We start from the raw sequence: 15,387 nt of genomic DNA on the forward strand, positions 1-15,387 counted from the left end.
CATGTTGCTTGATTATTTGTGATGGGTATCCTATTTTAAAAATATATAAGTTTCACTATCAAGATTAATAACCCCTTCGAAATATGCATACAGGAGAAAAATAATGCCTCGTCCTAGTAAGTCACTCCAAAAAAAAGATGGGAAGTGGATATTTGATGGCTATCATTTTGATGAGGATGATCCTGCAAATCAAATGGCTTATCTTTTTGCTGGGCAAGAGGCACAAAAAAGGGCTAAAGCAATACGTGAAGCAGCTGAGAGAATACAAAATCCTGAAGAAAGAAAACAGTTTATAGAACAAGAAATTAAGAAAAGAGCAGCAGAAGTAGATGAAGGATTTCAAAAAGGACTTATAGATATTATTAAAGGATTACCTACTTCAGGTAAAGATAAAAGCGGCAAAGAGGCTGGGAAAGATTTAGCTATCTCCCTGATGAAAGGGCTTGGTTTAAATGTTAATCCTGATAACGTACAAACACATTATTCTTCAGGACCCCCACAATGTTTCAGAATTACATGGGTTAATCGACCAACTGAAGAACTTAAAGATGAAAAGTCTGAAATCAATCAGCTGAGTAAATGTTATGCCAATTCTTTGAGCCCTGAGGCACAACAGGATTTTAACGCAAAGTGGGATACACATAGGATGCATGCAACGAATGATGGTCCAAAAATAGACAAAACTGCCTTTGAACTGGATTCTGCAAAATCGTGGGGTGAGTTTAAAAGTAAAGTAAAACAAGAATATGAGCAATCTGAGACTTTAAATCCAGATGAACGCGACAATTTAAGCACTGGGCTATAGTAAATACAAAAATAAGTCGTTAAATTGGTTAAGAATTTTCATTGCCATGCAAGGGCTCACAGATTTTTCAAGAGATAATTTTATTCATAGTTATGGTACTGCTGCATTTTGGTAAAAATGCAGCATCTATTTTTTATTGTTGTAATTCTTCGCGATTTTTAAAATAATCTAATGCCTGAGGATTTGCCAGAGATTGCAAATTATTTACAGGTAAGCCATGCACGACTTGCCTGACAGCTACTTCTACTATTTTTCCACTAATTGTTCTAGGAATATCTGCAACTTGCAATATTTTTGCTGGTACATGTCTTGGTGAGGCATTCTGACGAATCGTTAAGCGAATTTTATTTATTAACTCTTCCGAGAGCTTCATATCGTCACGTAATTTAACAAACAGAACGATACGCACATCATCTTGCCAATCTTGACCAATTACAATGCTGTCCACCACTTCATCTATTTTTTCTACTTGTCTATAGATTTCAGCGGTACCGATACGCACGCCTCCAGGATTTAAAACAGCGTCTGATCGTCCATAAATGATTAATCCATTGTGGGCGGTAATCTCTGCAAAATCTCCATGAGCCCATATTCCGGGAAATCGTCCGAAATAAGCGTGTTGATATGCGGTTTTTTCGGGATCATTCCAAAAACCTACGGGCATGGATGGAAAGGGGGCAGTACAGACTAATTCCCCACGTTTTTCACGAACGGGATGTCCATGTTCATCAAAGACATCAACAGCCATACCAAGGCCAAAGCATTGCAATTCACCTCTGTAAATTGGCAGCATTGGATTACCTAAGGCAAAACAAGAAATGATGTCTGTCCCCCCTGAAATAGAACAAAGCTGGACGTCCTTTTTGATTTGTTCATAAACGTAATCATAGTTTTTAGGTAGAAGGGGGGAGCCTGTAGAGAGGATGCAACGCAAATGAGTAAAATCAAACTCTTCTTTGGGTTTAACTCCTTCTTTTTCTACTGAAGAGATGAATTTGGCACTCGTACCAAAAACAGTAACCTGTTCTTCCGCAATGAGTTTGAATAAACGATTGCTCTCTGGATAAGTTGGAGAACCTTCGTATAACGTGAGAGTCACTCCTAGGGCAAGTGCGGAAACAGTCCAGTTCCACATCATCCATCCGCACGTAGTATAAAAGCATAAGTTGTCCTTAGCATGCAGATCGGTATGTAATCCTAATTCTTTAAGGTGTTGTAATAGGGTTCCTCCTGCTCCATGGACAATGCATTTGGGTTTTCCAGTAGTTCCTGATGAGAACATAATGTAAACTGGATGTTCAAAAGGCATGGCAACAAATTCACAATGACTTGCTGGGCGAAGGAAATCCCTCCAATGTTGTGCTTTAGGCAGTGCAGAAATATCGATGGACTCGTTTATATTAGGACAAATTACAATTTGGATGAGTGAGTTAATCGCATCATTCAGTTGTTTGATCTTTTCTGCCCCACTGTGTTTTTTTCCTTGATATTGATGCCCATCACAGATAAACAATACTTTAGGATCAATTTGGCCCAAGCGATCAATTGCGGCTTGAGCGCCAAAATCAGGGGAACAAGAAGACCAAATCGCTCCTAATGAGGTAGTAGCAAGCATGGCGATAATTGTATGTGCGGTATTGGGCATTAAAGCAGCTACTCTGTCGCCGGCAGTAACTCCGATCGCTTTTAAACCTGCTGCACATTGTGCAACCAAATCATGTAGCTGCTCGTAACTAATTACTTGTTTGCTGTTGTCTTCATTGAGGCTAATTAAAGCAGGATGTTTATCTCTGCGTGATAACAGTTTTTCAGCAAAATTAAATTGAGCCCCAGCAAACCAATGTGCGTTTATCATTTCATTTTCATGATTCAGGATTTGGTAAGGTTCTGTATTAAACTGCACATGAAAGAAATCACAAAGTGTTGGCCAAAAGGAGTCAGGATGCTTAACGGACCAGGTATGCATATCTTGATAATTTTCAAAAATCTGACTGTTTTGTTTGGCAGCGAACTCCATAAATTGCCACATTTTACTTTTTTTAGGATATTTGGGCTTCCATAAGATGTCATTCATTTCATTCTCTCTTATTGTAAGTGCTCAGCCTCAAATCCGACCGTTCAATGAACACAGGAATTTGAGCTATTACCTTTTATTTATCATTTTATTTCAGCCAGACTCTATATAATTAACAGAGGCAGTCTGGGAGAAGTGGGGTATAACGTGATAAATATTCTAATTACAGGGATTTGCTAACATTGCATTCGCGACTTTTGATTGATTTTTACGTCCTAAAATTTTACAGATCATGTCGCCAGCCGTCACAATTTTAAATATATCTACACCTGTATTTATTCCTAAACCATGCATTAAGTATAGAACGTCTTCGGTAGCAACATTACCGCTTGCACCACGTGCGTAAGGACAACCACCAAGTCCAGCAACTGAACTGTCAAAACGGTGGACTCCGTGTTGTAATGAAGTATAAATATTTGCTATAGCCTGACCGTAAGTGTCATGAAAATGCATTGCCAATTGATTCAGTGGCAATAATTTAAGTATTTGTTCGAGTAATAGATGGGTCTGATATGGAGTTCCAACACCTATAGTATCTCCTAATGAAATTTCATCTACACCCAAATCCAATAATTTTTTCGTTACTTCAACTACCCTTTCGGGAGCTACACTCCCTTCATAAGGACAACCAAGGACACAGGAAATATATCCTCGTACCTTGATGTGTTTTTCTTTTGCTAAAATAAGGACGGACTTAAAACGAGAAATACTTTCGTCGATGGAGCAATTAATATTTCGTTGGTTAAATTGTTCGCTTGCTGCAGTAAATACTGCAATTTCTTTAACACCAGCATCCAATGCTTTGAGCATGCCGTGCTCATTAGGAACTAACGCAGAATAGTGTATGGATGGGACTTTATCTATGGCACGGAATACTTCATTATGGTCTGCCAGTTGTGGAATGGCTTTTGCAGATACAAAACTAGTTACTTCGATATATTGCAAGCCAGATTCACTGAGTAAATTGATTAATTCAATTTTGTGTTTGCTGGATACAAAAGAAGACTCATTTTGCAAGCCATCGCGCGGGCCTACTTCTATAATGGTTACATTTTGCGGATAGTCCATAATTATCTCTTTTAATTTTCCAAGGTGGTCATACGTTGCTGTGGTATAGCAAACCTGTAATCATATGCTCTTCTGAGTTAGTTTCGTTTCATCCAGCAATATATTTTAACGACCAAACCTATATTTTAAGAATCTTCTTCACTTAATGACAGCAGTTCTTCTCCTTCATTCACTTGTGCACCAACGGTATAGAATATATCCAACAAAGTGCCGTCAGTAGGGGCATGAATGGTATGTTCCATTTTCATTGCTTCTAAAACGATTAAACGTTCACCTGCTTTTACCTTTTCACCGATATTTTTTAAAATTGCGACCACAGTTGCTGGCATTGGTGCTGTAAGCTGTCCTTTATGAACGTTGGTTTGCGCACCAAGTGTTCCCCAGTTAAACCGCTCAATAGTAATTTGCCCCTGACTCGCATACAAGGTCAAAGATTGTTTTTTATTTTCAACTGTAGCGTGATGCTTTTGTTTCTTTGTTTCAATATAGATTTTATCGCCAGTTAAATGAGCATAAACCAAATGTTCCTGTGTTTTGAATCGAACTTTAAAGTGGTTTTTATCCATTGGCGTGATAAATGCTTCAATCAATTCATCCTGATCTTTATAGCGCCATATCCAATGGCTTGATATTTGGGATTGCCAGGCAAACGCTTCTTGCAATAAGGGATCCCGAAATGTATTAATGTTGTTTAAATAATCAAAACTCACAGCCATGACTAAGGCTATTTCCTTATCTGTTGCTGGAAGTTTGATTTCTTCCTGGCTTAAAAAATCGGTACTGAGTTTTGCCTGCCTGAATTTGGCGTGTTGACAAATCGCTTGTAAAAACGGAATGTTCGTTTTGACTCCGCCAATAAAATAACTGGATAAAGCAAGCCCTAATCGAGACAATGCTTCATCGCGATTAGCCCCCCATACGATAAGCTTGGCGATCATAGGATCATAGTACATAGTAATTTGTGATGAAATTTGTACCCCTGTATCAATGCGTATTCCATCTCCAGAAGGTTCTTGCAAAAAGTGGATTTGTCCTATTGATGGAATAAAGTCATGATGCGGATCCTCTGCATAGATACGGCATTCGATAGCATGACCATGTGCTTGAATTCTATCTTGAGTTAAAGGTAACGTTTCATTGGCAGCAATTTTCAGCTGCCATGCGACTAAATCAAGCCCGGTAATCATTTCAGTCACTGGATGTTCTACCTGCAACCGAGTATTCATTTCCATAAAATAGAAATGTTCTGAATCATCTACTAAAAACTCAACAGTACCTGCGCCACTGTATTTTATAGATCGAGCTACCTCACAAGCTGCCTCAGCAAGTTTTTGTCGTAAAGAAACAGATAAATTGGGTGCTGGAGCTTCTTCAATAATCTTTTGATGTCGCCGTTGAATAGAACAATCGCGTTCGAATAAATGAACAACATTGCCATGATTGTCTGCCATGATTTGTAATTCAACATGACGAGGATGAAGCACCAGTTTTTCTATAATCATTGTGTCATCGGCAAAACTTGCCATTGATTCACGTTTTGCTCCGGCCAGAGCAGCACTAAACTCAGATTCGTGATGAACAGCACGCATCCCTTTGCCACCACCGCCATTAGCCGCTTTGAGTAGGACAGGAAATCCTATTTTTTTTGCTTCAGCCAGTAATTTGTCTTCTGCTTGTTCGCTGCCGTGATAGCCCGGGGTTAATGGGACTTTGGTTTTTTCCAGTAATTGTTTAGCTAATTGTTTGGATGCCATTGCTTCCATTGCTTCGACTGAAGGACCAATAAAAACAATGCCAGCTTCTTTACATGCATTGGCAAATTCGGGGTTTTCAGATAAAAATCCATAACCGGGATGAATGGCTTGCGCTCCACATTCCTTGGCAATATGAATAATGTTAGTGATATTCAGATAGCTGTCTTTAGCAGGTGCGTCACCAACACAATATGCACTGTCAGCACTTCGTACATGCAGACTGTCTTTATCAACCGAGGAATAAATAGCTACTGTTTGTATGCCCATAGATTGAGCAGTTTTGATAATTCTGCAGGCAATTTCACCGCGGTTGGCAATAAGAACTTTATTAAACATTAGTGCCTCATCTAATTTTTACTTTTATAACCACTTAAACTCATTTAATGGAGTCCGAGTACTTTATAGCCTGGGTGCAGCACAGCGGAACCCGGGAATACATCGTTTACCGATCCCGGGTTTCGCTGTGCTGCACCCAGGCTACTAATTCCAGTTTGGTGTTTCTTTCTTTAAAAATGCATTAAGCCCTTGTTGTCCCTCAGCGGATACTCTTTTTTGAGCGATTAAGGAAGCAGTGTAATAAACAAGTTCATCATTTATTTTTTTATTTGCTACATAGCTTGCCAGTTGTTTTGATGCTCTGACTGCATCGGGTGCATTGTTGCTGATTTGTTTTGCATAATTAAGTGTAAATTCCAACAAGTTTTCCTCAGGAACACAGTGTTGTACTAAATGTAATGACAATGCCTTTGCTGCATCAAAAACCTCAGCACTCATAAATAATGCTTTAGCGCTACGTTCCCCAACGGCTTGCACGACGTATGGACTAATTACTGCCGGTATAAGACCCAATTTAACTTCTGAAAAACAAAAACGTGCTGATTGGGAAGCTATAGTAATATCACATGCCGCTGCAAGACCTGCTCCACCACCAAAAGCAGAGCCATGTACCATAGCTAAAGTGGGTTTAGGGCTTTTATTTAAAGTGTACATCAGATTACCAAGTACCATGGCATCCTTGAGATTTTCTTCTTCATTATAACGTGCCATGTTTTGCATCCAGGCTAAATCAGCCCCTGCAGAAAAATGTTTTCCATTTGCTTTGAGCACTATGACACGAACATTAGAATTGGCAATAGCAGCATCAAGCTGATGTTGCATCTCGCTTAAAAGCTGATTATCAAAAGCATTGTGCTTACTCACACGATTTAAAGTGAGTAAATACAAGTGATCTTGAATTTCAAACAACAAGTCGCTCACCTTGTGTCTCCTTACATGCGAAATACGCCAAAGCGTGTTGATTCAATAGGGGCATTTAATGCGGCTGATAACCCTAACCCTAATACTTTGCGTGTATCTTGAGGGGCAATAACACCATCATCCCACAATCGGGCGCTGGCATAATAAGGATTTCCCTGAGCCTCATATTGGGAGCGTAATTGCTCTTTAAAGCGTTCTTCCTCTTCTACAGGCCAATCGTTTCCTTGCTTTGCCAATTTGTCTCGATTCACTTGCGCCAAAACATTAGCAGCTTGTTCTCCTCCCATGACTGAAATGCGTGAGTTAGGCCAAGACCAGAGAAAATTAGGATTATAGGCACGTCCGCACATGGCATAATTCCCTGCGCCAAAACTACCCCCAACGATTACTGTAAATTTAGGAACATTGGCATTGGCAACTGCGGTTACCATTTTTGCGCCATGTTTGGCAATACCAGAGGCTTCATATTTAGAACCAACCATAAAACCAGTAATATTTTGCAGGAACAATAAAGGAATTTTACGTTGGCAACAAAGTTCTATAAAGTGGGTTCCCTTCAAGGCACTTTCGCTAAATAGGATGCCATTATTTGCAATAATTCCTATGGGATAACCGTATAAGTGTGCGAAGCCACAAACCAATGTAGTGCCAAAGAGCGCTTTAAATTCATCAAATTCAGAACCATCAACAATGCGTGCAATAATTTCTCGAATATCAAAGGGTTTTCGGGGGTCAGCAGGTACTATGCCATTTAATTCTTTGCTGTCATAGAGTGGCTCTACGGTTTCAATCCGCGTTAATTGATGTGGTTTTTTACGATTTAAATTGCTTATAGTGGTTCGTGCTAGATGAAGAGCATGGGCATCATGTTCGGCGTAGTGATCAGCTACGCCTGAATGCCTGCAATGGACATCAGCACCGCCTAATTCTTCAGCACTGATGACTTCACCTGTAGCTGCTTTGACAAGAGGTGGTCCGCCAAGAAAAATCGTGGCTTGATTTTTAACCATAATTGATTCGTCGGCCATTGCAGGAACATAAGCGCCACCCGCAGTACAAGAGCCCATCACTACTGCAATTTGCGGAATATTTTGCGCAGACATTTGCGCTTGATTAAAAAAGATTCGTCCAAAATGATCGCGATCAGGAAAGACTTCATCTTGATGGGGCAAATAAGCTCCACCGGAGTCTACCAGGTAAATGCAGGGCAAATGATTCATTAGCGCGATTTCTTGTGCCCTTAAGTGTTTTTTTACTGTTAAGGGATAGTAAGTACCGCCTTTTACCGTGGCGTCATTGACAACAACAACACACTCAATACCTGAAACCCAGCCGACCCCTGTGATAATTCCTGCAGCAGGGACTACATCGTCATATACTTGATAAGCTGCAAGTTGGGATAGTTCAAGAAAAGGACTTCCAGGATCAAGTAATTGCTGCAATCGTTCTCTTGGTAATAATTTACCATGTTTTAAATGACGGGCACGTGCTTTTTCATCACCGCCTAAAGCAATGTACTGAATTCGATTGTGTAACTCATCCACTAAGGATTGCATGGCTGTTTGATTTTCTTTGAATTCTTGACTACTTGTGTTGATTTGACTGATTAATTTTGCCATGCCTGTTCCTTATCGTAGTACCAAAATATCGCTTAAAACAATGATTGTCCAAATAATCCAAGTAATCGCAATAAAGTGAGGCATATTGCCTCCTTTGATGAACTTGTAAATAAGCGCTGGGACGGCAGTAATCACTACCGGTAATACGACAAGAACTAAAATTTTGCGAACTACAAGCCCCCAGCCTGTTTGGCTGAATATAGGGGTTAATTTCAAATTAACGTAGGTAAAAAACATATCAACATAGACAATAACAAGATGTGCGTATTTTGCGAAGAGTACTACCAAAATACTCAGTAACAGGTAGATAAGACTGTGTCGTAGCATGAACATCCTTTTTTGTAAGGGCTCAGTCCCTATCAGGAACAGCTGTATTTGGCGCAGCATGTGCGAAAATCCAACTGCTTAATATGGGGACATGAGCTATTACTTTTTTTGTAAGAGATCCCCTATTCCATTTATGGAAGAGGGGGGCTTTTTTATTTTTAAATTAATTCAATTGCCATAGCAGTTGCTTCTCCACCACCAATACACAAGGAAGCGACACCGCGTTTTTTCCCTTGATGCTTCAGGGCGTGTATCAACGTTACTAAAATACGTGCACCGGATGCACCAATTGGATGACCTAAAGCACAAGCTCCGCCGTGGATATTAACGTGTTCTGGATTTAATTCAAGTTGTGTTATAGCGGCCATTGCTACTACAGCAAATGCTTCATTTATTTCATAAAGATCCACATCATTTTGTTTCCAGGATGCTTTATTCATGACTTTGCGAATGGCGTCTACTGGTGCTGTAGTAAACCACTCTGGTGCTTGTGAATGACTTGCATGAGCAACAATGCGGGCAATGGGTTGAATACCGCGTTTTTCTGCCTGTCCAGCACTCATTAAAATCAGACTGGCTGCACCGTCAGATATAGAACTTGAGTTGGCAGCAGTAACGGTTCCATCTGCTTTAAATGCAGGTTTTAATTGGGCTATCTTAGCGATTTTTGCAGCATCAGGACCTTCATCCACATTCACTGTAATATCACCCTTACGTGTATTAATTGTTACCGGGGCAATTTCTTCTTTAAAATCTCCATTTTCTATTGCTTGGAGTGCCCTGGTCATGGAACGGGTAGCGAATTCATCCTGCTGCTCTCTGCTAAAATGAAAGTGACTCGCCGTAGCTTCTGCGAAAACCCCCATTAATTTTCCTTTATCATAGGCATCTTCTAATCCGTCGAGGAACATATGATCTTTTAATTCACCATGTCCTAGCCGGTATCCTGAGCGTGCCTTGCTCAATAGATAAGGTGCATTACTCATGCTCTCCATACCACTGGCAAGGATAATATGTGCAGTGCCTGCTCGAATTAAGTCATGAGCTAACATGACTGCTTTCATTCCTGAACCACACATCTTATTGATGGTGGTAGCTCCTGAAGAGTTGGGCAATCCTGCTTTAATTGCAGCTTGTCGTGCCGGCGCTTGACCAATTCCAGCTTGTAAGACACAGCCACTGATTACTTCATCTATTTCTGCTGGGCTAATTCCTGCTTGAGATAGGGCAGCCATATGTGCAATTGCTCCTAATTCTGGAGCCGAAAGAGCTGATAAATTTCCTAGCATGGCTCCCATAGGAGTTCTTTTTGCCGCAACGATTACTATGTCATTCTGTTCCATTTTCATTTTTCCTTATGCTGTTTCTTTAAAAAGTTCTCGTCCAATAAGCATTCTTCTGATTTCAGAAGTACCAGCCCCTATTTCATATAATTTTGCATCACGCAGTAAACGTCCTGTGGGATACTCATTAATATATCCATTACCGCCAAGAATTTGAATTGCTTGTAATGCCATTTGTGTTGCTCTTTCAGCCGTATATAAAATCACACTTGCAGCATCTTTACGGCTGACTATACCTTGATCACATGCTCTGGCAATAGCATATAAATATGCTCTTGAGGCGTTCAGATCAGTGTACATATCGGCTAATTTACCTTGGATGAATTGAAATTCACCTATGGGTTGTTCGAATTGTTTTCGCTCATGTACGTAAGGTAAAACAACATCCATACACGCTTGCATAATTCCTACTGGGCCTGATGCCAGAATGGTACGTTCATAATCCAGTCCACTCATTAATACTTTAACACCTCGATTGACTTCGCCCAAAACCTGTTCCGCCGGAACTTCACAATGTTCAAATACCAATTCGCAGGTATTTGAGCCCCGCATTCCTAACTTGTCGAGTTTTTGAGCTGTCTTAAAGCCTGGCATTCCTTTTTCAATTAGAAAGGCAGTGATTCCCTTGCTTGCAGCGTGTTTGTCAGTTTTGGCGTAAACAACCAGGACATCCGCATCAGGCCCATTGGTGATCCACATTTTGGTGCCGTTGAGAATATATTTGTTGCCTTCTGGACGAGCATGTAATTGCATACTGACTACATCGGATCCTGAATTGGACTCACTCATAGCCAGAGCCCCAACATATTCTCCACTAATAAGTTTAGGCAGATATTTTTGTTTTTGCGAATGCGTACCATTTAAATAAATTTGGTTAACGCATAAATTGGAGTGAGCACCGTAACTTAGACCTATAGATGCAGATGCTCGAGAAATTTCTTCCATAGCGATGACATGGGCAAGGTACCCCATATTGGCGCCGCCATACTCTTCGCTTACTGTAATTCCCAGTAAACCCATTTCCCCTAATTTTTTCCATAAATGATTGGGAAAACTATTGCTTTCATCGATTTGAGCAGCAAGTGGAGCAATTTCAGCACGAGCAAATTGGTGGACACTGTCGCGCAACATGTCGTAAGTTTCCCCGAGTTGATAGTTCGGTCCTGTGTACATAGCTGGCTTCCTGTTGTTATTACTACTTATCTGGGCAAGAATTCTGATGATGCTTGAATTTGACGCATCGTGATGCAGATAAGTGGTCTGTTGATTTTTACAAATGTGTTAGACTATACCCAATCAAATTAAAGATGCAAATAGAATTTCTCAGATCTTTTTTCATATCGGGAAAATTAAGGAAATGATCTTACAATACTTCTTGACGACAATGGCTTTTTTAGGAGCGGAACTTCCCTCAATTTAAAATTAAAGAGAAGAAGATGTGTTTTTCTATGAAATTATTTATAAAGTAGTTTGATGAATTACAGACCGAAATTCCTGCTTAATTTCTGATTCTCATTTGTTTTTCTCATGTGTTCGATATTGTAACCACAAGTTTCTTTTTTATCTTTTTTTATTCCTCTTAAGGATTCACAATTCGATTTATGGTGAAAGCCAATTCGATTATCTCTCCTCAAAGCGATCAAATTCCATTCAATTAGAAAATATTTACTACATGTTTTTTTTATATGGATCCGAATAAGTTTTATGCAAAGCACTAATAAATTCTTAATCCTTCTTTTTTAAAATAATCCTTGCACAAGTTGTCTTAAAATTTATCTTTAGGTCAAAAGTAAATCATAATCATTTCCCTATAGAAAAATACTTAAACATTTTGTGAATTTTTAATCATATTTTTTAGGGGTATAATTATGTTATCAAAGAACTATAAAGAGTTACAAAATCAAAAATCAACGAATGACGATCAACCAAAAAAAGAAACTTCTGTGGAATACGATCCATACGGTGCCAACCAGTTTGATCATGTTGATAAGGATGATATTGACGAAGTTGAGAAAGCAAGAAAGCAGTATGTTATAAGCCAAGGCAAACAGTTCGTGGGTGGATTAGCAGCTGGTATTTATTATACTGCTACGGGGGAGCCAATGGCAAATCCTCCAGCTGATGGTATATATCATCAAGGAAACAGGCAGAAATTTGCTAATAAACTGAATACTGTTTCTAAGGATCCGGATGTGCAAGCCTCACAGCATGCTACAGAGTCAGTTGGCGTGATGAAAGGGCAAAATTACGCTCAGGAATGGCAAGGGGAGCCCATGCCCAAAAAGCCTATTCCTATCTTTGTAAAACAAGTTAAGGGACATGCGGAAATGGATAAGCAAGCAAGAGAACAAGGAAAGCCACATGCATCAACTAATGCACATAAAAATTGGGATATTGAATGCCACGAAGAGCACGAGGACGCTTTTTATGAGTCTGGCTACATTAGCGGTTGGATCTTGCATAAAATAGCAAAGTGGAAAGAAATATTTACAAAAGAAGGAGAAGTGCATACTTCAACAGGTTCTATTGATGATCCAGAATTAAGTTATCATGAATACACAGAGGAAGATTACGACAGAATGCATAGTTCAGCTCAGAGCAGCTATAATAGTGAGTCTGATTCAGAGGAAAATTCTGTAGAAACAACAATAGTAGTAACTGCAGAACAAACAGTAGAGGGAACAATATCAGATAATTCAGAATGTACAGTAGAGGTAACTGCAGAACAAACAGTAGAAGAAACAATTTCAGATAATTCAGAATCTGTAATTGTAGAAGAAACTATTTCAGTTTCACAATGCTCATCTTCCTTTTTCAGTGTACAAAGGGATAATGAAGACGATATGGATTATCTGACAAGACTGGATACAATGTTAAATTAAAATGACTTTAAGAAAAAATAATCAAAGATCTCCGAGTTGCAATGCAACCCAAAGGAGGTCTTTCTCTACCATAAATTGTTGATCCCATAAAACGCAACCAATGGAAACCTATCTCCTCATATAATGAGTGGCAATAATCACTGGTTTATCTTGATCACCTAATTCCGTTATTTCCTTTGCAAGCTCTGTAAACGCATTGCACGGGTGTTCTTTAGGAGGAAAATTGGCGCTAAAAGAATAGCATGAGTCTCCAATTTTGCTTTTGCCAAAAGCAATTGTATGTCGTGCACGACCTGCATTTTTGACAGGGTATGTTACGATGTTATTTGGTCCAGCCTCATCTACTATTTGTGCAAGGGATTCCGAATTCAGATCAGATACTTTTACTGTATCAGAACTGGAAAAGTAGGGAGCCTTCTTATCCACAAAAGCACTATGCAATCCATCCTTGCCGTGCTTGAATAAATCCTCCTGATGTCTCCTTTCTTTTAATGCTGCATCATAAATTTCTTGCGAAGTGCCGTTTAGAAAATCAGGTGTGCTCGATGGAGACCCATCCATCTGGTATTTGGTATAGAGATTGGCTAATTGTGCACAAATACCTTTTTCACCTTCCTCAAGTTTAACATGGCTTAACACATCTGCTTGATTGGTGAAGCCTTGATTTGGGTTAGCCTCCTCTTTTGTTCCAGAAAAAAAATTGTACATTTTCCCAAACATTTAATAATACTCCTTTCAGTTAATACATTGATTAAAGTGATTGCATATTATTCTAATTGTTGTGTGGAAAGACAATGTAATATCTATCTGGAAAAAAATCAATGATCTGTTTATCAATATTAAAAATTATTACACCCTTTAAGACACCCATTCCACCGGGATTGCCCATAGTGATTAGAGTGCCCAATATTCTTGTTATATCAAGGATTATTTTATAAATACCTACGGTAAATTAAGAAGAGCTCGCAAGAAATCGAGAATATTTTGACCATTTTTCTTGATTCCCATTCTCATCAAGTATTTGGTTATAGTAGTTTTTTCTAATATGAATAAATTTATCCAGAGTGGGCAAACTCAAGCCATTGCAGACTTCAATTCGAATATCAAATAGGCTATAAATTTGATCCCATGAGAGATCAAGTTTATTCAGTGGATAATAACTTACTGCGTATTCCGAATTGCAGGCTGATTTCATTAGATTTAATGTATGTAGAGAAGGAATATTATCACCAATAAATAATAGACGTTTGCAATCACGTTTATGATACCTGGAAATTACTACACTATGGGAAGTAAAGCGTGAAAAGTTAGTTAAATGCCTTATTGTTTGGAGCCATGCCGTATGCTTTTTATGAAATAGGACAATATTTCTCTCACCTAAGGTGCGAGAATATCCTTTTTTAGTTGCGCTACCTCCCTCAATATGACCTATAATTATTCGTGGTTCATAAATCACTTTAAACCCAGCAAGGTTTACTCTTAGGCAATAATCACTATCTTCCCAGTAAGCGGGAGCATAGATGACATCAAAACCACCTAAACTTTGGAATAAGTCTTTAGGAGTTAGCAAAAATAGCCCAGAACAGTAATCTACATGCCTCTGAAAGTTAACTTCAAAAATATCAGGCTTTTTATCGCGTCCATATTGATAAATACCTTTCTGTGTTATAAACACGCCTGCTTCTTGGAGTAAACTATTGGGAAGAATAATTTTACCCCCGACAGCGCCAATTTTTTTATTACTATTTAGTGTTTGTAATGCAATAGCAAAAGCATCTATATTTAATTGCCAGATGTCATTGTTAAGAAATAACAAATTTTTGCCTTTAGCAATTTGGGCTCCTTGATTTGCAGCCTGGAGAAATCCAACATTTTGAACGTTTTTTATGACTAAAACGTTATGACAACAATCTAAAAGCTGATGAGTTAAGTCACTTGAGGCATTATCAATAATAATAACCTCAAAAGTTATATTTCTTTGTTGTTGTAATAAACGCAGACACTCAAGGGTAAATTGTGCTTGATTGTAAAGAACTAAAATCACAGAAATTTCAGGTTCATTAGATACTGTAAATTCGATTTTTTCGTTTCTTAAAAAAAATAACTTCAAATTACGATGTAATTTTGCGATTAATTTTTTTCTTTTATAGAGATCTACATACTTCTGAGAAATTTTTTTAAGAATGAAGCTTTTTTCAATAAATTGTAAAAATCTTTCCATGTGATTTGGATTTTTCCTTAAGTCATTTTTTTAAATT

At 38.7% G+C, this 15,387-nt stretch carries 12 protein-coding genes; 2 read left to right on the forward strand and 10 right to left on the reverse strand.

Annotated elements, in window-relative coordinates; genetic code table 11:
* Positions 1–103 precede the first annotated feature (103 nt).
* Positions 104–805, forward strand: a complete 702-nt coding sequence (locus tag LXO92_RS08795; protein ID WP_232890798.1) for a hypothetical protein — start codon at positions 104–106, stop codon at positions 803–805.
* Positions 806–938: 133 nt separating this feature from the next.
* Here LXO92_RS08795 and LXO92_RS08800 read toward each other — a convergent pair whose 3' ends face one another.
* From LXO92_RS08800 to LXO92_RS08835, 8 genes are all read right to left on the reverse strand, one after another.
* Positions 939–2,879, reverse strand: a complete 1,941-nt coding sequence (locus LXO92_RS08800) for an acetoacetate--CoA ligase (protein ID WP_232890799.1) — start codon at positions 2,877–2,879, stop codon at positions 939–941.
* A 159-nt stretch (positions 2,880–3,038) separates the two neighbouring features.
* Positions 3,039–3,947, reverse strand: a complete 909-nt coding sequence (locus LXO92_RS08805; protein ID WP_182352310.1) for a hydroxymethylglutaryl-CoA lyase — start codon at positions 3,945–3,947, stop codon at positions 3,039–3,041.
* Between the two features lie 125 nt (positions 3,948–4,072).
* Entirely contained in the window at positions 4,073–6,037 is a 1,965-nt protein-coding gene (locus LXO92_RS08810) for an acetyl/propionyl/methylcrotonyl-CoA carboxylase subunit alpha (RefSeq protein ID WP_232890800.1), read from the reverse strand.
* Positions 6,038–6,181: 144 nt separating this feature from the next.
* Positions 6,182–6,958, reverse strand: coding sequence for an enoyl-CoA hydratase-related protein (locus LXO92_RS08815; RefSeq protein WP_182352313.1), 777 nt, complete (start codon positions 6,956–6,958; stop codon positions 6,182–6,184).
* An 11-nt stretch (positions 6,959–6,969) separates the two neighbouring features.
* Positions 6,970–8,577 (reverse strand): carboxyl transferase domain-containing protein, encoded by a 1,608-nt coding sequence (locus tag LXO92_RS08820; RefSeq protein ID WP_232890801.1) that lies wholly within the window; start codon positions 8,575–8,577, stop codon positions 6,970–6,972.
* Between the two features lie 9 nt (positions 8,578–8,586).
* On the reverse strand, positions 8,587–8,904 hold the full coding sequence (locus LXO92_RS08825; RefSeq protein WP_182352317.1) for a hypothetical protein: 318 nt from the start codon (positions 8,902–8,904) through the stop codon (positions 8,587–8,589).
* 158 nt (positions 8,905–9,062) lie between these two features.
* Positions 9,063–10,247, reverse strand: coding sequence for an acetyl-CoA C-acyltransferase (locus LXO92_RS08830; protein ID WP_232890802.1), 1,185 nt, complete (start codon positions 10,245–10,247; stop codon positions 9,063–9,065).
* A gap of 12 nt (positions 10,248–10,259) precedes the next feature.
* The gene (locus LXO92_RS08835) at positions 10,260–11,420 is read right to left on the reverse strand and encodes an isovaleryl-CoA dehydrogenase (RefSeq protein WP_182352321.1); all 1,161 of its coding nucleotides are present in this window, start codon (positions 11,418–11,420) and stop codon (positions 10,260–10,262) included.
* Positions 11,421–12,115: 695 nt separating this feature from the next.
* Between LXO92_RS08835 and LXO92_RS08840 the strand changes: the two genes are divergently transcribed.
* Positions 12,116–13,129, forward strand: coding sequence for a hypothetical protein (locus LXO92_RS08840; RefSeq protein WP_232890803.1), 1,014 nt, complete (start codon positions 12,116–12,118; stop codon positions 13,127–13,129).
* Positions 13,130–13,237: 108 nt separating this feature from the next.
* Here LXO92_RS08840 and LXO92_RS08845 read toward each other — a convergent pair whose 3' ends face one another.
* The gene (locus tag LXO92_RS08845) at positions 13,238–13,849 is read right to left on the reverse strand and encodes a hypothetical protein (protein WP_182352325.1); all 612 of its coding nucleotides are present in this window, start codon (positions 13,847–13,849) and stop codon (positions 13,238–13,240) included.
* A 232-nt stretch (positions 13,850–14,081) separates the two neighbouring features.
* The gene (locus LXO92_RS08850; protein ID WP_182352327.1) at positions 14,082–15,350 is read right to left on the reverse strand and encodes a glycosyltransferase family 2 protein; all 1,269 of its coding nucleotides are present in this window, start codon (positions 15,348–15,350) and stop codon (positions 14,082–14,084) included.
* Positions 15,351–15,387: the final 37 nt, after the last annotated feature.

The organism is Legionella resiliens, assembly GCF_021344005.1.
Taxonomy (GTDB): domain Bacteria; phylum Pseudomonadota; class Gammaproteobacteria; order Legionellales; family Legionellaceae; genus Legionella; species Legionella resiliens.